Here is a 20,374-nt window from a genome sequence, read left to right as displayed (position 1 = left end):
GGGGTCGCCGTGGCCGGCGACGGGCAGCTGCTGGCGCCGTGGTTCGCCGACTCCGCCTTCCGAGCGGACCGCCGCCAGCGTCGACGCTCTCCTCGACGTCGCTGACCTGCGGAACGGCCGGCCAACGCCGCGCCATCGACCGGAGGCCCCGATCGATGGCGCGGCGTTGGCGCGTTCACCCAGGCTCGGTGCGACAGCGGTTCGGACGCCGGACCGCGGGACCGAGGAGGGGCGGATGGAAGCCGAACCGATGGACAGCCGAACGGTCGCTGCTCCGGGCACGGAGCAGCCGGGCACCGGCGAGTGCGTGTCGCGGCTGTTCGAACAGCGGGTGCGGGCCAACCCCGACGGCGTCGCGGTCAGCGACGCGGCGGGCGCGGTGACCTACGCCCGGCTCAACGCCGACGCCAACCGGCTGGCCGACCTGCTGGTCGAGCGCGGCGCGGCCGCCGAGGCCGTCGTGGCGATCAGCCTGCCGCGCGGCCGCGCACTCGTCACCGCCGTGCTCGCGGTGCTCAAGTCGGGGGCCGGCTACCTGCCGCTCGACCCGGCCCTGCCGGCCCAGCGGCGTGCGGAGCTGCTGGCGGCCGCCGGCGCCCGGCTGCTGATCGGCACCGGCACCGAGGACGGCGTCGAGACCGTCGACCCGGCGGCGCCGGAGCTCGCCGCCCGCCCGGACCAGGACCGGCCGCAGGCCCCCGCCCTCGGGGACCTCGCCTATGTGATCTTCACCTCCGGCTCCACCGGCCGCCCCAAGCCGGTGGCCGTCACGCACGGCTCGCTGGCGCACCACGCGCGGGCGATCCGCGACGCCTTCGGACTCACCCCGGCCGACCGGGTGCTGCAGTTCGCCAACCCCGGCTTCGACGTGCTCGGCGAGGAGCTGTACCCCGCCCTGGTCACCGGCGCGGGCGTCGCCGTCGCACCCGCCCCGGTGCCGCCGCCGGTCGAACTGGAGGAGTTCCTGCGCGAGCAGGCCGTCACCCTCGCCAACCTGCCCACCCCGTATTGGGACCAGTGGGCCCGGGACCTGGACGCCCAGCCGCGTCCGCTGCCCGCCGCGCTGCGCCTGCTGGTGGTCGGCAGTGACACCGCGTACACCCACACGCTCGCCGCCTGGCGCCGGCACGGCACCGTGCCCGTGGTCAATGCGTACGGCCTGACCGAGACCACGATCACCGCCACCCTGCACCACCTCGCCGACCGTCCGCTGCCCGGGACGGACACCCTGCCGATCGGCCGCCCGCTGCCCGGCGTCGAGGCGCACCTGCTGGACGCCGACCTCGCCCCCGTTCCGGCCGGTGAGCCCGGAGAGCTCTACCTCGGCGGCGCCCTGCTGGCCCGCGGCTACCTCGGCCGGCCCGAGCAGACCGCCGAGCGCTTCGTGCCCGACCCATTCGGCGGCCGCCCCGGCGCCCGGCTCTACCGCACCGGCGACCTCGCCCGGTTCGGGGCCGACGGCGAACTGCTCTTCCTGGGCCGCAGCGACGACCAGGTGAAGATCCGCGGCCAGCGGGTGGAGCCGACCGAGGTCAGCGCCGCCCTGCTGACCCACCCGGCCGTCCGCCAGGCGCACGTACGGGCCGTCCGCGACGACGGCGGCGACACCCGGCTGGTGGCCTACGCCGCGCTCGGGTCGCAGCCCGCCACCGTCGCCGAACTGCGCGGGCACCTCGCCGCCCGGCTGCTCCCGGCCATGGTGCCCGCCTCCTACGTGCTGCTGGACGAGCTGCCGCTGACCGCCAACGGCAAGATCGACCAGCGGGCCCTGCCCGTTCCGGCGCCGGCGGACACCTCCGCTCCTCCGGCCGTCGGCGCGCCGGCGGCCGGGCTGGAGGGGCGGATCGCGGCGATCTGGTGCGAGGTGCTGAAGACCGACCGGGTCGGCCTGGACGACAGCTTCTTCGAGATCGGCGGGCATTCGCTGCTGCTCGTCCAGGTGCAGCGCAAGCTCTCCGCCGAGCTGGGCCGACCGGTCAACGGCGTCGAGCTGTTCGCGCACCCGACGGTCCGTACGCTCGCCGCGCACCTGACGGGGCGGGAGGCGGGCGACGGATCGGGGGACGTCCCCGGCGCAGGCCCGGGCGGAGGCCCGGGCGCCGGCTCGGGGTCGGGCTCCGGTGAGCGGGCCGATGCCCGGCGGGCCGCCGGCACCCGGCTCCAGCAGCGCCGCGCGGCCCGGCAGACCGCCGGAGGTGCCCGATGACCGCGCCCGCAGCCGTGGACGCCGGGCACGCGCCGGACGCCGTCGAGCAACCCGACCCGGACGGTCCGTACCTGGCCGTGGTCGGCATGGCCGGGCGCTTCCCCGGGGCGCGGACCGTGGCGGAGTACTGGACCAACCTGCTCAAGGGGCAGGAGTCGATCACCCGTTTCCCCGGTGCCGCGCCGGACACCCCCGAGTACACGCCCGCCCTCGGACTCCTCGACGGGGCCGAGGAGTTCGACGCCGCCTTCTTCGGCTACCCGCCCCGCGAGGCACTGATCCTCGACCCCCAGCAGCGGCTCTTCCTGCAGTGTGCCTGGGAGGCCCTGGAAGCGGCGGGCTACGACGCCAAGGCGTGCGAGGGCGCGATCGGCGTCTACGCGGGCAGCAGCCAGACCTCCTACCTCGACACCCTGCTGGCGCACCGGGCGAGCCTCGGGCCGGTCAGCGAGTGGCAGCTGCGGCTGGCCACCGGCATCGACTTCCTGACCTCCCGCGTCGCCCACAAGCTCGGCCTCACCGGGCCCGCGATCACCGTGCAGACGGCCTGCTCCACCTCGCTGGTCGCGATCCACGTCGCCGCGCAGGCCCTGCTGGCGGGGGAGTGCGACCTGGCGCTGGCGGGCGGGGCCTCGGTGAACGTGCCGCTGCGCTTCGGGGAGTACGCCGAGGGCGGGGTCATCTCGCCGGACGGCCACTGCCGGGCCTTCGACGCCCGGGCGCGCGGCACGGTCGGCGCCAACGGTGTCGGCATCGTCGTGCTCAAGCGGCTCGCCGAGGCCCTGGCGGACGGCGACCACATCCACGCCGTGGTCCGCGGCACCGCCGTCAACAACGACGGCCCGGACAAGGTCGGCTTCACCGCCCCCGGGGTCACCGGGCAGTCCGAGGTGATCCGCGCCGCGCACCTGGTGGCCGAGGTCGACCCCGCGACCATCGGCTACGTCGAGGCGCACGGCACCGCCACCCCGCTCGGCGACCCGATCGAACTCGGCGCCCTCACCGCCGCGTTCCGCCACGGCACCGACCGGCGCGGCTTCTGCCGGATCGGCTCGGTCAAGACCAACATCGGGCACACCGACGCCGCTGCCGGAGTGGCGGGCTTCATCAAGGCCGTCCTCACCGTCGAGCACGGGCTCATCCCGGCGAGCCTGCACTGGACCGAGCCCAACCCCGAAATCCCGTTCGCCGAAAGCCCGTTCGTGGTCAACGCCGAGCTGTACGACTGGCGGCCGACCGGCCACCCGCGTCGGGCCGGGGTCAGCTCCTTCGGCATCGGCGGCACCAACGCCCACGTGGTGGTCGAACAGCCGCCGACCCGGGCCCGTGCGCAGCAGGCGCCGCGACCGGAGCTGCTGGTGCTCTCCGCCCGGACGGCCCCCGCGCTGGCCGCCTCCGCCGCCCGGCTCGCCGAGCACCTGCAGCACAGCGGCGAACGGCCGCTGGCCGACGCGGCCTGGACGCTGCAGACCGGCCGCCGCGCCTTCGAGCACCGCCGCTTCGCCGTCGCGGGCGACCACCGCGAGGCCGTCGAGCAGCTGCTCGACCCCACCGGCCCGGCGGGCCGGCCCGCGGGCGACCCACAGGTGGCCTTCGTCTTCCCCGGCCAGGGCGGACAGCACATCGGCATGGGTCGGGAGCTGTACGAACAGGAGCCGGTCTTCCGGGCCCGGGTGGACGAGTGCTGCGCGCTGCTCGCCGGAGTGCTCGGACGGGACCTGCGGGACGTGCTCCACCCGGTGGGGGAACAGCAGACGGCCGCCGCCCGGGAGGCCCTGCGGGACATGGGGATCGCCCAACCCGCCGTCTTCGTCGTGGAGTACGCGCTCGCCGAGCTGTGGCAGCACTGGGGGATCCGTCCGACGGCCGTCGCCGGGCACAGCCTCGGCGCGTTCGTGGCCGCCTGTGTGGCCGGCGTCATGACGCTGCCGGAGGCCCTGCTGCTCGTCGCCGAGCGGGGCCGACTGCTGGGCACCCTGCCCGCCGGGGCGATGCTGGCGGTGCCGCTCGCCGAGTCGGCGGTCGACCGGATTCTCTCCGAACTCCCTGACCTCGCAGTCGAGTTGGCGGCCGTCAACGGGCCGGAGCAGTGCGTGCTGTCCGGGCCGGCACCGGCCGTCGGACGACTGCAGGAACGGCTCGGCGCCGACGGCGTGGACGCCCGGCTGCTGCACATCGCGGCCGCCGGCCACTGCGCGGTGGTCGAGCCGATCCTTGCGGAGTTCGCCGAGGCGCTGGCCCGGGTCGAGTTCCGGCCGCCGACCCTGCCCTGGGTCGGTGACACCACCGGCGGCTGGGTGCCCGTCGACCGGGCGCCGACGGTCGCGTACTGGACCGCCCACATGCGCGAGGCCGTCCGCTTCTCCGACACGCTCACCACGCTGCTCGCCGAGCCGACCCGGATCCTGCTCGAAGTCGGCCCCGGACGGACGCTCACCGGTCTGGCCCGGCGCCACCCGGCCCTAGCCGAAGGGCAGTCGGCCGTCCCGAGCCTGCCGCACCCGGCCGACGGCGAGACCGCCCTGCGGACGGCGCTGGCGGCCGCCGGGCGGCTGTGGGCGGCGGGCGCACCGCTCTCCTGGGAGGCCTTGCGGGGCAGTCGGGAACCGTGGCGGACGCCGCTGCCGACCTATCCGTTCAGCCGGGACCGCCACTCGCCGCTGCCCGGCGGGGCTTCGGCTGTTCCGGGCGGCCCCCAGGGTGAGGTCACGGTCGGTGCCGCGGACGGCGGCGGTGCGGAGGTCGCCGAGGCCGCCGACGGTGCCGGGCGGCGGGCGCCGGGCGGGGGGAGCCGCGAGGAGCGGCTGGCCCGGCTGTTCGCCCGGGTCCTCGGACTGGCGGAGGTCGGCCCGCAGGACCACTTCTTCGAGCTGGGAGGCGACTCGCTGATCGCCGTGCAACTCGTCTCGGCCGTCCGCGCCGAGTTCGGGGTGCGGGTGACCGTCAAGGAGCTCTTCGGCGCACCCACCCCCGCCCGCCTGGCCCGGCTGCTGACCGCCGAACAGGCCTGAACCACCGGTCCCCGTGGCCGCCGACGGCGCCGGGCGACAGCACCGCCGACGGCGCCGGCCGGCGGGACCGGGCGACGAAACCGTCGACGAACCGCCGACGAATCCGTCGACCTAAGCGGGCGACGACACCGTCGACGAAACCGCCGACGTAACCGAGCGACGAACACCGAGGAGAAGCATGTTCGAGGACGACGACGACCGCGCGTACCGGGTCGTCCGCAACGCCGAGGAGCAGTACTCGCTCTGGCCGGCCGGCCGGGAGCTCCCGCCCGGCTGGGCCGGCGAGGGCACGACGGGTTCCCGGGCGGAGTGCCTGGCCAGGATCGGCGGGCTCTGGGCCGACCTGCGCCCGCTGAGCGTGCGCGAGCGGGCCGGGCGATGACCGCTGCGGCCTCCGGTGGCGGGGTGGCGCCGGGTCTCTGGCGTCATTCCGGCTTCCGCAAGCTCTGGGGCGCGCAGGCGGTGAGCGTGCTGGGCGCCCAGATCACCGAACTCGCCCTGCCACTGACGGCGGTGACGGTGCTGCACGCGAGCGCCTTCCAGGTCGGCCTGCTGGCGGCCGTGCAGTACCTGCCGTTCCTGGTGATCGGCCTGCCGGCCGGGGCCTGGGTGGACCGCCTGCGCCGACGGCCCGTCATGGTGGTGGCGGACCTGGCGCGCTTCGCGGTCCTGCTGGCCGTACCGCTGGCCGCCTGGTGTGGCGTGCTGCAGCTGTGGTTGCTCTTTCCGGTGGCCGCGCTGATCGGTGTGTCCACCGTCTTCTTCGACCTGGCCGCGCAGTCCTTCCTCCCCGCCCTGATCGGCGAGGAGCGCCTGGTGGAGGGCAATACCAAGCTGCAACTGGCCCAGACCTCGGGCCAGTTGGCCGGGCCGAGCGCGGGCGGCCTGCTGGCCCAGCTGGTCGGTGCACCGGTCGCGGTGGCGGCCAACGCGGTCGGCTACGCCGTCTCCGGGCTGCTGCTGCTCGCCGTACGGGTGGACGAGGAGCAGTCGCGGCGCGGTGCCGGCCCGGGCCTGGTCGCCGAGATCCGGGAGGGGCTCGGGTACGTCTTCCGGCATCCGCTGCTGCGGCCGATCGCGCTGAGCGCCGGGATCGGCAACCTGTTCGGCCTGTTCGGGATGGTCCAGGCCGTGCTGGTGCTCTACTGTGTCCGCGAACTCGACTTCTCTGCCGGCGAGTTGGGTACAGTGCTGGCCGTGGCCAACGCGGGCGTGCTGCTCGGCGCGGCGATCAACGGCCGGGTCGTCCGGCGCTGGGGCGTCGGCTCCGCGCTGCTCGGCGCGACCGTCGCGATGGGCCTGGCCCTCCTGCTGCTGCCGTTGGCCGGGCCCGCCACCGCGCTGCCGCTGCTGGGTGTCGCGATGGCGCTGTCCGGACTCTGCGCCGCCGTGTTCAACGTCAACCAGGTCAGCCTGCGGCAGGCCGTCACCCCCGCCGAGCTGCGCGGGCGGATGACCGCGACGCTGCGGTTCGTGGTCTGGGGGGTGATCCCGCTGGGCACCTTCCTCGGTGGTGCGCTGGCCGGCCCGCTCGGGCTGCGCGGGGTGCTCTGGCTGGCCGGCGCGGGCGCTGTGCTGGCCGGGCTGCCGCTGCTGGCCCCGGCGGTGCGCGCCCTTCGCGAGCTGCCCGTCGCCGCCGCGGCCGTCCCTGCCACGACCAGTGCCGAGACTCCGGCCGCAACTCCCGCCGCCACTCCCACGGACGGCCCGACCAAGGAGGACCAGCATGTCTGACCACCCCGACCCGGCCGCCCCGCGCTGGCTGGTCACCCGCCACCGGCGGCCCGCGGCCGCGATCCGGCTGTACTGCTTCGCGCACAGCGGCGGGGCGGTCGGCGAGTTCGTCCGCTGGGGCGACGAGCTGCCCGAGGTCGAGGTCTGGGGCGTCCAGCTCCCCGGCCGGGGCTCGCGGCTCGACGAGGAGCCGTACACCGCCGTCGAACCGCTGGTCGCCGCCCTGGTCGAACAGGCCTCCTTCGAAGGCCCGTTCGCCTTCTTCGGGCACAGCCTCGGTGCCCTGCTCGCCTACGAGACGGCCCGCGCCCTGCGCGACCGGGGGCTGCCCCAACCCGAGTGCCTGCTGCTCTCCGCCCACCCCGGCCCGCACCTGGCCCGCCGGCTGCCACCGCTGTACCACCTGGGCGACCAGGAGCTGTTCGCCGTGATCCAGGGCGAGTACGGCTCACTCCCCGAGGAGATCACCGAGGACCCGGAGCTGCTGGCCCTCGTGATGGCGCCGCACCGGGCCGACTTCGAGATCGTCGACACCCACCGCCACCGGCCCGGCCCACCGCTCGGCCTGCCGCTGCACGTCTTCGGCGGCAGCGAGGACCGGCTGACGCCCGAGGACCTGGCCGCCTGGGAGCGGCACAGCGACGGCCCGCTGAGCCTGCACCTGCTGCCCGGCGGCCACTTCTACCTGCGCGAGCAGCGCGCCGCCCTGCTCGGCCACCTCCGCCGGGTGCTGCTGACCCCGGCCCTCGACCACACCCCCGACCACCTGTGAAGGCCGCCATGACGCACGCTGCCACGAACGACACCACGACGGACGACGCCACCGCCACCGGCCCCACCGGCCCCACCGGCTTCCTCGCCGAGCTCCAACTCGGGCGGCTGCGCTGGGACCTGATCAGCCCCTTCCCGCGGCAGAGCCCCGCCGACCGGGTCCGGGGCGACGCCGCCGTGGCCGAGCTGACGGCCTTCCTGCGGGCGGCCGTCGACCCGGAGGAGGTGGACCGCAGCGGTGCCCTGCCCGAGGACTTCCACCGGCAGTGCGCCGAGCGAGGCTACTTCCGCCTCCAGGACGCCCCCGAGCAGGGCGGCCTCGGCCTCTCCGCGCAGAACGCCTTCCGGATGATCCAGGCCGCCGCCAGCTGGTCGGTGACGGCCTGCTACGCGATGGCCGTGCACCTCGGCCTCGGCGCCGGCGCCTACCTGCCGGTGCTCGCGGAGGGCGAGTTGAAGGCCGAACTGGTGGGGATCCTCGCCGACGGCGCGATCTCCGGCGACGCCGACACCGAGCCCGCCGGGGCGGTCAACCGCTCCCGCACCACCACCGCGGTGCCCACCGAGGACGGCCGCGGCTACCTGCTCACGGGCGAGAAGGTGTTCATCCAGAACGGCCCGATCGCCCGGCTGCTGCGGGTCTCGGCCACCGTGTGCGAAGGCGACCGGGAGACGATCCGGCTGTTCTTCGTGGACACCGCCGACCCGGGCTTCGCCGTCCGGTCCTGGCACGAGTACCTGGGCCTCAAGGGCCTGCCCAACGCGGCGCTGACCCTGGACGGCGTCTTCGTCCCGCACAGCCGGGTGTTCGCCCCCGCGGGTCTGGACCCCGACGCGGAGTGGCGGCTCGCCCCGGCCCTGCACAGCATCAGCGTGCGCGGACGGATGTACCCGATCTCCGCGCCCGCCCTGGCGGTCGGGCGCCTGAGCCTGCACTGGAGCCGCGAGTTCGTCCGCCGCCGCTCGGTGGCCGGCCGCGGCCTGGAGCAGTACGAGGAGATCCGGCGCATCGTGGCGACCGGCCTCGCCGAGGTGTTCGCGATGGAGAGCGTCGTCGAGTGGTGCCTGCTCGCCGAGGACGCCCACCCCGGTATCGACCTCGACCCGGAGCAGACCGCCGCCAAGAACATCACCTCGCTCACCGCCTGGCGGATCATCGACCGCACCCTCTCGCTGCTCGCCGCCGAAGGCTACGAGACCGCGCGCAGCAAGGCCCGCCGCGGCGCCCAACCGCTGCCGGTGGAACGCTACTTCCGCGATGCGCGCGCCCTGCGGGTGGCCGGCGGGGTGGACTTCCTGGTGGACCACTGGGCCTCCCGGCGTGCCCTCTCCCGGCACTACCCCGAGCCGCTGCCGGTGGCGACCGAGCCCGTCGACCGGCCCTGGCAGACCGAGGCGCTGGCCCCGCGCAACCGCGGGCACCTGCGCTTCGTCGCCGAGCAGGCGGTCGAGTACGCGGCCCTCGCCAGGAGCCTGGCCGAGCGCCACCCCGACCAGGAGGAGCTGTTCGCCCGCGAGCGCACCCTCATCCTGCTCAACCGGGTCAACGCCGAACTGTTCACGATGGCCGTGGTGCTCGCCCGGGCCGCCGACCTGGACGTCTCCGGCACCGGCCCGAGCCAGGACCTCGCCGACGTCTACTGCGCCGACGCCCGTCAGCGGGTCGCCGACGCCCGCCGGCGCCTGGCCGAGGAGGAGCAGGACCAGCCGGGCCACGGCGCGCTCGCCGAGCGCTGGCTGCACGGCGAGGGCCTGGACTTCCTGCTGCGCGACACCCTCACCGACACCTCCGCGGCGGACGGCTGAGCCGCGCCCGCCTCCCCCGCCGCTGCGCCTGCCGCGTCTGCTGCTGCGCCCGCCGCCTCCGTCCCGTCCTCCCCGCCGACCGCTCTGAAAGGGCCGTCCATGTTCGAGCTCTCCCGATCGCAGGAGATCGTCTGGCTGCACGAGGAGCTCTTCCCCGACAGCCGCGCCTACAACTTCACCGCCGCCCTCGACCTGCGCGGACCGCTGGACGAGCAGGCGCTGCGCCGCAGCCTGGCCACCGTGCTGGAACGCCACGAGGGCTTCCGCCTGGAGCTCGTGCCCGACGGCTTCCCGCCGCTGCAACGCGTCAACCCCGACTGCGGGTTGCGCTGGCGCACCGTCGACCTGCGGGGCGAGCCCGATGCGGAGGCGGCCTTCGAGGCGCTCTGGCGAGAGCAGCACGACGACCCCTTCGACACCACCGCCGCGCCCATGGTGCGCTGGACCCTGGCGGCGCTCGGCCCCGACCACCACCGCCTGCTGCAGACCGAGCACCACCTGGTCCACGACGGCTGGTCCTTCGGCCTGGTCCTGCGGGACGTCTTCGCCACCTACCGCGAGCTGACCACCGGTGTGCCCGCCGAGCTGCCCGCGCCGCGCTCGTACGCCGAGCACGTCCGCGAGCAGCTGGCCGCCCAGGCCGAGCCCGGGCACCGGCGGGAGGCGGTCGCCTACTGGCGGGAGGCCCTGGCGGGCGCCGCCTTCGACCTGCCGCTGCCCGGACTGGTGGACAGCGCACGGGTGCGCGCGGTGCCGCACGGCGAGCAACTGCGCTACCTGCTGGAGCCCGACCTCGCCGACCGGCTGCGGGCGGTGGCCCGGCGGGACGGCCACACCCCGTTCTCGATCCTGCTCACCCTCTTCGCCCAGCTGCTGCACCGGCACAGCGGCCGCACCGACCTGGTGATCGGCAGCGCGGTGGGCAACCGGCCGCCCGGCCACGCCGAGACGGTCGGGATGTTCGTCAACACCGTGCCGCTGCGGGTGCGCCTGGACCAGGCGGACACGGCGCTCACGGCCGTGGACGACGTCACCGAGGTGCTGTTCCGCTCGCTGCCGCACCAGGGCGTGCCGATCCAGGACCTCGCCCGGGAGCTGGGCGCGCACTCCACCGCGGGCCTGGACAACCCGCTCTTCCGGGTCATGTTCAGCGCGCACGACGCGCCGCTGCCGCAGCTGGACGGACTCGGTCTGGAGGTCTCCATCCACGAGGGCTACAACACCGGCACCTCGCGCTTCGACCTCGACGTGGTGCTGATCCCCGACGCCCGTCGCACCGTCAACTCCCGTACCCGCCGGGCCGGGATGCTGCTGATCTGGGACCACGCCTCGGACCTCTTCACGCCCGGGCAGATCGACGCCCTGCACGGCGAGCTGACCGCCATGCTCCGCAACTACCTCGCTGCTGCCGACACCCCGCTCGCCGCCCTCTGACGGCCCCGCCACCCACCGACCGAGAGGACCACGACGTGACCACCGCCACCACCCCGCCGCCGAGCCTCGCCCGCGGCGGCGAGCCCGTCTCCGCCCCCGGGACGGGCGGGGGCCCGCTCGACTGGTTCGAGAGCCGGCTCGCCAAGGACCCGGACGCCCCGGCCGTGGTCTGCGGCCCCGACACCTGGAGCTACCGACAGCTGGACCGGAACGCCCACCTGATCACCGAACGACTGCGCGGCCTGGTCGGCCCCGGCGAGCTGGTCGGCGTCCGACTGGACCGCTCACCGCTGCTGGTCGCGGCCGCCGTGGCGCTGGCCCGGCTCGGCGCGGTGTACCTGCCGCTCGGCACCGAGCCCGCCGAGGAGCGGCTGCGCGCCCTCACCGAGGACGCCGGGATCGGCTGCCTGCTCACCGAGGCCGGCGCCGAGCCGCCCGTCGGCTGGGACCTGGAACAGCCCGCCCCGGCGTCGGCTGACGGGGCAACAGGCGGGCTGTCGGGCCTGGGGGTGGCGCGCCGAGGTGAGGGCCCGGCGCCCCGACGCACCGAAGCCTTCTACGCGGTGACCACCTCCGGCTCCACCGGCACCCCGAAGATCGTGCTGGTGCCCGAGGCCGGGCTGGCCAACCTCGTGCGCTGGACCTGCGACCGCCTCGCCATCGGCCCCGGCAGCCGGGTGAGTCTGCTGATCGGCACCACTTTCGACCCGCACCTGATGGAGCTCTGGGCGGCCCTGTGCTCGGGGGCCGCGCTGCACATCGCCCCCGAGGAGGCCCGCGGCTCCACCGCCGGGCTCTTCGACTGGTGGCGGGAGGCGGCCGTCACGCACTGCATCCTGCCCACTCCGCTGGCCGACCTGGCCTTCTCCCGGCCGTGGCCCGCGGGCCTGGCGCTGCGGCACCTCTCCGTGGGCGGCGACCGGATGCGGGTGCGGCCCCCCGCCGACTGCACGGCCGCGGTGCACAACATGTACGGCCCGGCCGAGGCCACCGTGCTCACCACCTCGCACCGGGTGGAGGCCGTCGCGGACGCCGCCGAGCCGGTGCCGATCGGGGTGCCGGTCAGCGGCGTCACGGTGGGCGTCGTGGGCCCGGACGGGGAGCTGCTGCCACGCGGCGAGAGCGGTGAACTGCTCATCGGCGGAGCCGGGTTGGCGATCGGCTACCTGGACGCGGCGCGCACCGCCGAGCGCTTCGCGCCGGGCCCGGACGGCCTGGGCGGGCGGGTCTACCGCAGCGGCGACCGGGTGCGGATGCGGGCCGACGGGGTGCTGGAGTTCCTGGGGCGGCTGGATAACCAGGTGAAGATCAGCGGTGTCCGGATCGAGCCGGCCGAGGTGGAGTCCGCCCTGGAGGCGCACCCCTCGGTGCGCCGCGCCGTGGTGGTCCCGGTGCCGGGCGCCGGCGGGGCGCCGCGGCTGGCCGCCTTCCTGCGACCGGCCGAGGGAGGCGAGCCGGCCGAGGCCGAGGTGCTGGCGGCCGCCCGGGCCCGGCTGCTGCCCCAGGCGGTGCCCGCCGTCGTCCGGGTGGTCGCGGACTTCCCGCTCAACGCCAACGGCAAGATCGACCGCACCGAGCTGGCCGCACTGCTGGAGCGGGAGCCGTCGGTGGGGCCGGAACCGTCCGTGGAGCCTCCGGTGGAAGGGGAGCCGTCGACGGAACCGGATGCGGTCGGCGCGGGCCCCGAGGGCTTCGTGCTCGCCACCTGCCGCACCCTGCTCGACCGGCCCGACCTCACCCTGGATGCCAACTTCGCCGAAGCCGGCGGCACTTCACTGGCCGCCGCGCGGCTGCTGGCGGCCATCGAGGAGGAGTACCGGATCCGCTGCCGTGCCGCCGAGGTGATGCGTCAGCCCGACCTCGCCGCCCTCGCGGACCTCATCCGCCGTCGCGTCTCTCGCGGCTGACGTACCGTCATCCCATGGAAGGCTCCCTGATGGACCGATCCACCCTGACCGAGCGCTACCTCGCCGAGGTCACCGCCCGCGGCGCGAAGGCAGCCGAACTCATCGGCCGCCAGCCCGAGATCGAGCTGCTCACCACCAACTACAACGGCTTCCTCTCCCGCCCGCTCTTCCTCGGCCACGAGGAGAGGACCCGGCTCGCCGCCGACCTGGAACTCTTCCGCAGCGCCCTGCTGAGCCTGCCCGACCGGCTCTTCGGCGGGGACCTGGCCGCCTTCGGCGAGGCCGTGGGCGTCACCGGGGTCCGGCTGGAGACGATGCTGCGCAGCCGGGGCGCCTCGGTGACCCGGATGGCCCGGACCGACCTGTGCGTGGACGAGACCGGCTTCAAGCTGCTCGAAGCCAACATGAGCAGTGCGCTGGGCGGCATGGACAACGCGGTGATGGCCCGGGCCCTGCTGGAGCACCCGCTGCTCGCCGACTTCGCCGAGCGCCACGGCCTCGGCTGCCTGGACACCATGGGCGAACTGGTGGCGACCATGTACGCCGAGACCGGCCTGGACGCCGAGAGCCGGCCCGTGGTCGCGATGACCGACTGGCCGAGCAGCTACCAGGAGCGATGGGCCCCGATCCTGGCCGAGTTCTGCGCCCACCTCCGGGACCTGGGTGTGGACGCGCACCCCTGCCACCTCGGCGAGTTCGAGTACCGCGACGGGCGGGTGTGGCTCGGCGGGCGGGCGGTGGACATCGTGCTGCGGATCTTCATCAACGAGGACCTGCTGGAGTCCGCCGAGGCGCCGGCGCTGATGGGCCGGGTGCTGGACGCCGCCGAGCGCGGCGAGGTGCACCTGTTCGCCCCGCTGGAGGCCGAACTGTACGCGAGCAAGGCGGCGTTGGCGATGCTCTCCGACGAGCGCAACCGCGGGCTCTTCGGCGCGGACGAACTCGCCGCCCTGGACCGCCTGCTGCCGTGGACCAGGATGGTGCGCCCCGGCGCGGTCACCCTGGAGGACGGCACGACGGCCGACCTCCTCGACCACGCGCTGGCGAACCGGCAGGAGCTGGCGCTCAAACCGACCGTCTCGCACGGCGGCCAGGGCATCGTGCTCGGCTGGGACGAGTCGGTCACCGCCGAGCGGTGGCGCGAGCAGGTCGCGGCCGCGCTCGACGGCCCCTACGTGCTGCAGCGCCGGATCAGGCCGGTCACCGAGCTGTTCCCGGACGAGGACGGCACCCTGCGGCCTTGGCTGATCGTCTGGGGGGTCTTCACGATGGCGGACGGTTTCGCCGGGGTGCTGGCCCGGGGCACGGCGGTGGAGAGCGGGGTCGGCGTCGTCAACGTCGCCAACGGCGCCTTCTCCGGCTCCGCGCTGTTCGAGCTGCCGCCCGCCTGAGCCGCCGGCCGACCGGGCGCGTCGGTCTCGTGTTGCGATCATCGGACGTCCACCGGGTGTCCGCCGACACCGAGAGGAAGAGGGGGAGGGCCACGTGCGGGTCCTGCTGCTGGGTCCGGTCGAGCTGTGCGCCGAAGGGGGCGCCGTGGTGCCCATCGGCAGCGCCAAACGGCGCGCCGTGCTGGCCGGGTTGGCCCTGGAGTTCAACCGGACCGTCCCCGTCGGGCGGCTGATGCGGCTGGCCTGGGAGGGCACCCCGCCGCCCCGGGCCCGGCAGGCGCTCCAGGGCCATGTCGCCGCGCTGCGCAAACTGCTCGGCGGCGGACTGGAGTTGCAGACCCGGGACAACGGCTACCGGCTCACCGGCGCGGCCGACCAGGTCGACCTCTACCGCTTCGAGGAACTGGCCGGCCGGGCCGCGCACACCGACGACCCCCGGATCAAGGCCGGCCTGCTGCGCGACGCGCTCGCCCTGTGGCGCGGCTGCCCGCTCACCGACCTGCCCGCCGGGGAGCGCCGTGAGACCGCCGCCCGCTCCCTGCAGGAGCAGCACCTGGGCGTGCTCGAATCCTGGGCGGAGGTCGAACTCGCCCTCGGCCGGGGTGGCGAAACGATCCCCTCGCTCGACCAGTCCGTGCGCGCCGACGGCCTGCGGGAGTCGCTGGTCCGGGTCCTGATGCTCTGCCTCCGGCAGGACGGGCGGCAGGCCGAGGCGCTGGAGCTCTACCACCGCACCCGCGAACGGCTGCTGCTGGAGCTCGGCGTCGAACCCGGTTCGGGCCTGCGCGAGGCCTTCGAACAGGTGCTGCGGGCGGCACCGCCCGTACCGTCGGCACAGCCCGCACGCGCGGCCGTGCCCTCGGCTCCAGTCCTGTCGACGGCTCCGGATTCCGCTCCGGCTACGCCTCCGGAACCCGTCGGCCCGCCCGCCGCCGCGGGCGCACCCGCAGGCCCGGCGCTTCCGCTCACGCCGCGCCAACTTCCCCGCGCGGGAGGCGGTTTCGTCGGCCGGGAGGAGGACTGGCACTGGCTGGACCGGGTCCGGGAGGCCGACCCGGAGGAGCCCGCGCTGGCCGTCGTGGTCGGCCCGGCCGGGGTCGGCAAGACCGCCCTCGTGGTGCGCTGGGCCCACCACGCGGCCGGCCACTACCCCGACGGCCAGCTCTTCGCCGACCTCCGCGGCTACGACACCCGCAGCCCAGAACGGCCCGAGAACGTGCTGGGCGGCTTCCTCCACGCACTCGGCGTCCCCGCCGCCGAGATCCCCGCCGACGGCGCCGACCGCTCCGCCCTGTTCGCCGAACTGACCCGCACCCGGCGGCTGTTGCTGGTGCTCGACAATGCCCGGGAGGCGGCCGACGTACGCCCGCTGCTGCCCACCGGCGCGGGCTGCGCCACCGTGGTCACCAGCCGGTCCGCGCTGGCCGAGCTGATCGCCCGCGAGGGCGGCGCCTGGCGGTCGCTGGACCGCCCGGGGCCGCGGGACGCGCTCGCGCTGCTCGCCGCCGCGATCGGCCCCGCCCGGGTCGCCGCCGAGCCCGAGCAGGCGGCCCGACTGGTCGAACTGTGCGACCGCCTGCCGCTCGCCGTCCGGCTCGCCGGCGCCCGACTGGCCGCCCGACCCGGCTGGCGGATCGCCCACCTCGTCCAGGAGATCACCGAGCAGCAGGCGTACCCCGACGGCCCCGAACACCCCGGCGGCGCGGGCGTCACGGCCGCCCTCACCCTCAGCAGCCGGCTGCTGCCGGAGTCGGCCGCCCGACTGCTCTCACTGCTCGGCGCCCATCCCGGCGCGGAGATCGACCTGCTCGGCGGCGCGGCCCTGCTCGGCTGCCCGGCGGAGGAGGCCCGACGGACGTTCGGCCGCCTGGCCGGCGCCCACCTGATCGGCGAGCCCCACCCCGGCCGGTACCGCCGCGACGCCCTGGTCGCCCAGTACTGCCGCCGGCAGCTCGCCGAGCGGTACGGCCCGGCGGAGCGCGCGGCCGCCACCGCCCGGCTGACCGACTACCACCTGACAGCCGTCGCCACCGCCGTCGACCGGCTCACCCCGTACCCCTGGCTGCTCTCCCGGCACCGCGAGCACCGGCCGCTGGACCTCCCTGCCATGGCCACCAACGCCGCCGGGCTCGCGTGGTTCCGCGAACAGGAACCCGTGATCCGGGCGCTGGTCGAGGAGACGACGGCCCGCGGCGACCATGACCGGGCCTGGCGGCTGGCGGAGAACTGCAGCACGGCGTACTACACCCACCCCGACTTCCTCGGCCGGTGGCGGACGGTCGCCGAAGCGGGGCTGCGGGCCGCCGAACGCGCGGGCGACTCCGAGGGGGTCTGGCGGCTGCGCCGGGTGCTGGGCCTGGCGCTGGTGAAGGCGCAGGAGTGGGCGGCGGGCCTGGCGGAGCTCGAACGGGCCGCTGCGGACGCCGCCGCGGCGGGCGGAGGGTGGCGCCGACGGCTGCCGACCGCGCTCACCCTGGGCGAGGGCCTGCTCGACGCCGGGCAGCCCGGCCGGGCCCGGCCGCTGCTCCAGGAGGCGGCCCGGCTGGCGGAGGCCGCCGACCGTCCGCGCACCGAGGCCACCGCCAGCCATCACCTGGCCGCCACGCTGCTCGCCCTCGGCGAGCCCGGGACGGCCCTGGAACACGCCCGGCGCGGCCTGGCCCTGCTCGCGGGCGGTTCGAAGCCGGACCTGGTCTGGATGCTGACCATCCAGGCCCGCGCCCTGCACGCGCTCGGCCGGCTGGAGGAGGCCCTGGTCTCGGCCCGCCGCTCGCTCGACCTGAGCGACCGCCACGGCCCGGCGGCGGGGGAGGCCGACATCCGGCGGCTGCTCGCCCGTCTGCTGGCCGCACTCGGCCGCCGGGAGGAGGCCGCCGGCCACCTGGCCCGGGCAGCCCTGCTGCTGGAGACCTCCCGTTCGGAGACGGCCCTCGAGGTGCGGCGTGAGCTCGGACTGCTCATCGGCCTGGGCCGCCCGCGGTGAGGCCGCGGTGCGGGCAGGCCGTCAGCGGCGGGGGCGGCCGACTGCGAGCTTGGCGCTGAGCCGTGCGGTCGGACGGCCCTGACGGGTGGCCAGGTCGAGGGCGTGCCGCCACCGGGCCCGGGCCTGTTCGTGGCGGCCGAGCTCGGCCAGCACGTCGCCGACGAACTCCGCGCAGTACCCCTCGACCCGGTGGTTGCCCTGGGCCCGCCCCAGTTCGAGGGCCCGGGTGCTCCAGGTGATCGCCTCCCCGGCGCGGCCGAGCCCGTGCAGGGCCTCGGCGTAGGACTGGGTGGAGATCACCAGGAAGGGGTCGGCCGTCCGGCCGGCGAGCAGGCGCAGCGACTCCCGGACGGCGGGCAGCGCGGCTGCCGGGCGCTCCAGCCCGAGCCAGGCGTTGGCGAGGTTGTTGAGGGACTGCCCCAGCAGGCGGTCGTCGGCGAGCTGCCGGGCGGCGGTCACGGTGGCCTCCAGGTGGGGTACGGCCTGCTCGGGCCGTCCGTCCGCCACCAGGAGGTTGGCCAGCCTGGTCCGGGTGAGGTGGGCGAGGGCCGGGTCGCCGAGCCGGTCGGCCAGCAGACAGGCGCGCTCGGCGGGGCGCAGGGCCTCCCGGAACCGGCCCTGTTCCTTGAGCGCGCCCGCGTGGTCGGCGTACAGGTCGGCCCAGCGATCGGCCGTCCCGGCGGCCTCGGCACCGGCCAGCGCGGTGGTGACGGTCTGCTCCCACTCCCGCAGCAGGCCCCCGTCGTCGTAGTAGAGCAGGCCGGCGTTGACGGCCAGTCGGCAGCCGGGGTCCCCCAGCCCCCAACCCTGGGCGAGTCTGACCAGCTCACGGATGGCGGGCTCCTCGCGGCGGAACCAGCCGAGGGCCTCCGCGGGGTCGGAGAACCGCGGCACGCCGCCGGTGGGCGGTGCATCCGGCTGGTGCCAGCGTGTGTGGGCGCGGAAGGTGGCGGCCGCGGCGGTGGTCGCGGCGAGGTAGTAGTCCAGCAGGCGGGTGCGGGCGGCCCGGGTCCGGGCGGCGGGCGGCGGCCCGGGGTCGGCGAGGTGCCCGGGGTCGGTGGGCTGCCCGGCGTCGGCGGGGCCGGTCGCGCGTGCAGGGTCCTCGGAACGCCCGGGCTCCGGCAGCTGGCGGGAGTAGAGCCGGACCAGGTCGTGCCGGGCGTACCGGCCGGGTGCGGTCTCCTGGAGCAGGTGGGCGGAGTCGAGCGTGGTGAGCGCCGCGCGGACCGACCGCAGGTCCGTGCCCGCGAGGGCGGCGGCCGCATGGGTGTCGACCTGCTGACCCGGGTGCAGTCCGAGCACGCCGAACAGCTCCAGCGCCGGGCCGGGCAGGGTGCGGCAGCTGAGTTCCAGCGCGGCCTCGATGCTCAGCGAGCCCGCCACGGCCAGCGCGGCCAGCCGTGACCGCTCGTCGGCCAGTTCCCCGGCCAGCGCCGCCACCGGCCACCCCGGCCGGGTGGCCAGCCGGGCCGCCGCGATCCGCAGCGCCAACGGCAGCCCCTCGCACAGCTCCACCACCCGGGCGGCCGCGGCCGGTTCGGCGGCGAGCCGGTCCCGGCCCGCGACCCGGGCCAGCACGGCCATGCCCTCCCCGGCCGTCAGCAGCCCGAGCGGCAGCACGGCCGCGCCCTCCAGTGCCACCAGCTCGAACAGCCGCTCCCGGCTGGTGACCACCGTCAGGCACCCGGCGCCTCCGGGCAGCAGCGGGACGACCTGCTCGGCGTCACGGGCGTTCTCCAGCACGATCAGCGCGCGGCGCTCCGCCACCACCGTCCGGTACAGCGCCGTCCGGCCGGCCAGGTCCTCCGGCACGGAGGCCCGGGCGACCCCGAGCGAGCGCAGCAGCGCGGCGAGCGCCTCCTCGGGGGTGAGCGGCGCGCTCTCGTCGAACCCCCGCAGGTCGACCCAGTGCCGGCCGTCCGGGAAGGAGCCCGTGAAGCGGTGCGCCCAGCGCAGCACCAGCGCGGTCTTGCCCACCCCGGCCGGGCCGGTGACGGCCAGCAGGCTGTGGCTCGGACCGTCGGCCGGTCCCACGGCCTGACCGGCGCGCTCGTCCAGCCACTCCAGTTCGGCCGCCCGGCCGGTGAAGCCGCGGGCCTCGCGGGGGAGTTGGTTGACGGGTTGGTCGGTCGCGGGCTCGGGCGGCCCGGAGGCCGGCGCGGGGGCCGGCGCGGGCGGCCGTGGAGCGCCGACCGGGATCGGCGGGGCCGCCGGCGGCTGGTCGGCGGCGGGCTCCGCCGTGCGGACCGGTACGGCGGGGCGCGCGCCGCGGGCCCGGCCGGCCCCCACCGGGGCGGTGCCGAGCACGTCGTGCAGGGCCGCCCGCAGATCGGTCCCCGGGTCGACCCCGGCCTCCTCGGTCAGCCGGGCGCGCACGGTCCGGTAGACCGCCAAGGCTTCCGGGGCGCGGCCGTCCTGGTGCAGGGCGAGCATCAGCAGCCGGGCCAGCGACTCGCGCAGCGGGTGCGCAGTGAACGCCTCGGCCAGCTCGGCCGTGACGAGTGCGCCCTGTCCGGAGCGCAGCAGACGCTCGGCCAGCTGCTCCAGGGCCCGCAGCCGGGTGCCCTCGAAGTGCTGCGCCGAGCGTTCGCGCAGTGCCCGGGAGCCGCAGTCCGCGAGCGCCGGGCCGCGCCACTCGCCCAGCGCCCGGCGCAGCAGCGGCACCGCCGCCCGGTCCTCCTCGGCTTGGGCGCGGGCCAGCAGCCCGTCCTGGCGGTGCGCGTCGATCTGCTCCGGGTCGGCCTGCAAGAGGTACCCGGGCTCCCTGGTGATCAGCCGGACGCTGTCGTCGAACAGCCCGCGGAGGCTGGCCACATGACCCTGCAGCACGGCCTTGGCACTCGGTGGCGGCGCCTCGTCCCACACCATGTCGAGCAGCCGCTCGACCGGCACCACCCGGTTGACCTCCATCGCCAGCGCGGCCAGCACGGCACGGCGCCTGGCTCCCCCGATGTGCACCGCGGAGCCGTCGCGCGCCCGGAGTTCCACTGGCCCCAGCAAGAGGATCTGCACGAGTCCCTGTTCCTACGAGTCCGCCTGAGCGGCGTGGGTCATGACAAGTCGGAATGTAGACGCACCGTGGTTCGGGAAGCCAATCGAGGGGTGAATGCCGGACGTCCATCGGACGGGCA

Annotated in this window: 11 protein-coding genes; 10 read left to right on the top strand and 1 reads right to left on the bottom strand. The window is 75.9% G+C overall.

All coding sequences use genetic code 11. The annotated features are described in order from the left end of the window. Positions 1 to 235 precede the first annotated feature (235 nt). The 10 genes from ACIRD3_RS13775 to ACIRD3_RS13730 all read left to right on the top strand — a co-directional run bounded on the left by ACIRD3_RS13775 (position 236) and on the right by ACIRD3_RS13730 (position 17,243). Positions 236 to 2,206: a non-ribosomal peptide synthetase gene (locus ACIRD3_RS13775; protein WP_402215171.1), complete on the top strand. Its 1,971-nt coding sequence runs from the start codon at positions 236 to 238 to the stop codon at positions 2,204 to 2,206. Further along, positions 2,203 to 5,217 (top strand): type I polyketide synthase, encoded by a 3,015-nt coding sequence (locus ACIRD3_RS13770; protein ID WP_402215169.1) that lies wholly within the window; start codon positions 2,203 to 2,205, stop codon positions 5,215 to 5,217. Before ACIRD3_RS13775 ends, ACIRD3_RS13770 begins: the two co-directional genes overlap by 4 nt. 178 nt (positions 5,218 to 5,395) lie before the next feature. Beyond that, a complete protein-coding gene (locus ACIRD3_RS13765; RefSeq protein ID WP_402215166.1) occupies positions 5,396 to 5,599 on the top strand; it encodes an MbtH family protein in 204 nt (67 codons plus the stop codon). Then, positions 5,596 to 6,951 carry an MFS transporter gene (locus ACIRD3_RS13760; RefSeq protein ID WP_402215163.1) on the top strand — a complete coding sequence of 452 codons (1,356 nt, stop codon included), beginning with the start codon at positions 5,596 to 5,598 and terminating at the stop codon, positions 6,949 to 6,951. The genes ACIRD3_RS13765 and ACIRD3_RS13760 overlap by 4 nt, the downstream gene beginning before the upstream one ends. Beyond that, the gene (locus ACIRD3_RS13755; RefSeq protein ID WP_402215161.1) at positions 6,944 to 7,723 is read left to right on the top strand and encodes a thioesterase II family protein; all 780 of its coding nucleotides are present in this window, start codon (positions 6,944 to 6,946) and stop codon (positions 7,721 to 7,723) included. Before ACIRD3_RS13760 ends, ACIRD3_RS13755 begins: the two co-directional genes overlap by 8 nt. 8 nt (positions 7,724 to 7,731) lie before the next feature. Beyond that, a complete protein-coding gene (locus ACIRD3_RS13750; RefSeq protein ID WP_402215158.1) occupies positions 7,732 to 9,528 on the top strand; it encodes an acyl-CoA dehydrogenase family protein in 1,797 nt (598 codons plus the stop codon). Between the two features lie 99 nt (positions 9,529 to 9,627). Further along, positions 9,628 to 10,962 (top strand): condensation domain-containing protein, encoded by a 1,335-nt coding sequence (locus ACIRD3_RS13745; protein ID WP_402215155.1) that lies wholly within the window; start codon positions 9,628 to 9,630, stop codon positions 10,960 to 10,962. A gap of 35 nt (positions 10,963 to 10,997) precedes the next feature. Then, on the top strand, positions 10,998 to 12,869 hold the full coding sequence (locus tag ACIRD3_RS13740; protein WP_402215152.1) for an amino acid adenylation domain-containing protein: 1,872 nt from the start codon (positions 10,998 to 11,000) through the stop codon (positions 12,867 to 12,869). Positions 12,870 to 12,883: 14 nt separating this feature from the next. Then, the gene (locus ACIRD3_RS13735) at positions 12,884 to 14,260 is read left to right on the top strand and encodes a hypothetical protein (protein ID WP_402215149.1); all 1,377 of its coding nucleotides are present in this window, start codon (positions 12,884 to 12,886) and stop codon (positions 14,258 to 14,260) included. Between the two features lie 94 nt (positions 14,261 to 14,354). Next, positions 14,355 to 17,243, top strand: coding sequence for an AfsR/SARP family transcriptional regulator (locus tag ACIRD3_RS13730; protein WP_402215146.1), 2,889 nt, complete (start codon positions 14,355 to 14,357; stop codon positions 17,241 to 17,243). Between the two features lie 21 nt (positions 17,244 to 17,264). Here ACIRD3_RS13730 and ACIRD3_RS13725 read toward each other — a convergent pair whose 3' ends face one another. Then, positions 17,265 to 20,255 (bottom strand): BTAD domain-containing putative transcriptional regulator, encoded by a 2,991-nt coding sequence (locus ACIRD3_RS13725; RefSeq protein ID WP_402215143.1) that lies wholly within the window; start codon positions 20,253 to 20,255, stop codon positions 17,265 to 17,267. Positions 20,256 to 20,374 lie beyond the last annotated feature (119 nt).

The organism is Kitasatospora sp. NPDC093550 (genome assembly GCF_044764985.1).
Taxonomy (GTDB): domain Bacteria; phylum Actinomycetota; class Actinomycetes; order Streptomycetales; family Streptomycetaceae; genus Kitasatospora.
Note: the sequence above shows the minus strand (reverse complement) of the source record. Positions and strands in the feature narration are given on the sequence as shown.

Bases quoted from the DNA above. Each gene is read 5' to 3' on its own strand.
- ACIRD3_RS13765 (WP_402215166.1), top strand. From the start codon at position 5,396: ATGTTCGAGGACGACGACGACCGCGCGTACCGGGTCGTCCGCAACGCC.
- ACIRD3_RS13745 (WP_402215155.1), top strand. From the start codon at position 9,628: ATGTTCGAGCTCTCCCGATCGCAGGAGATCGTCTGGCTGCACGAGGAG.
- ACIRD3_RS13760 (WP_402215163.1), top strand. From the start codon at position 5,596: ATGACCGCTGCGGCCTCCGGTGGCGGGGTGGCGCCGGGTCTCTGGCGT.
- ACIRD3_RS13775 (WP_402215171.1), top strand. From the start codon at position 236: ATGGAAGCCGAACCGATGGACAGCCGAACGGTCGCTGCTCCGGGCACG.
- ACIRD3_RS13755 (WP_402215161.1), top strand. From the start codon at position 6,944: ATGTCTGACCACCCCGACCCGGCCGCCCCGCGCTGGCTGGTCACCCGC.
- ACIRD3_RS13750 (WP_402215158.1), top strand. From the start codon at position 7,732: ATGACGCACGCTGCCACGAACGACACCACGACGGACGACGCCACCGCC.
- ACIRD3_RS13770 (WP_402215169.1), top strand. From the start codon at position 2,203: ATGACCGCGCCCGCAGCCGTGGACGCCGGGCACGCGCCGGACGCCGTC.
- ACIRD3_RS13735 (WP_402215149.1), top strand. From the start codon at position 12,884: ATGGAAGGCTCCCTGATGGACCGATCCACCCTGACCGAGCGCTACCTC.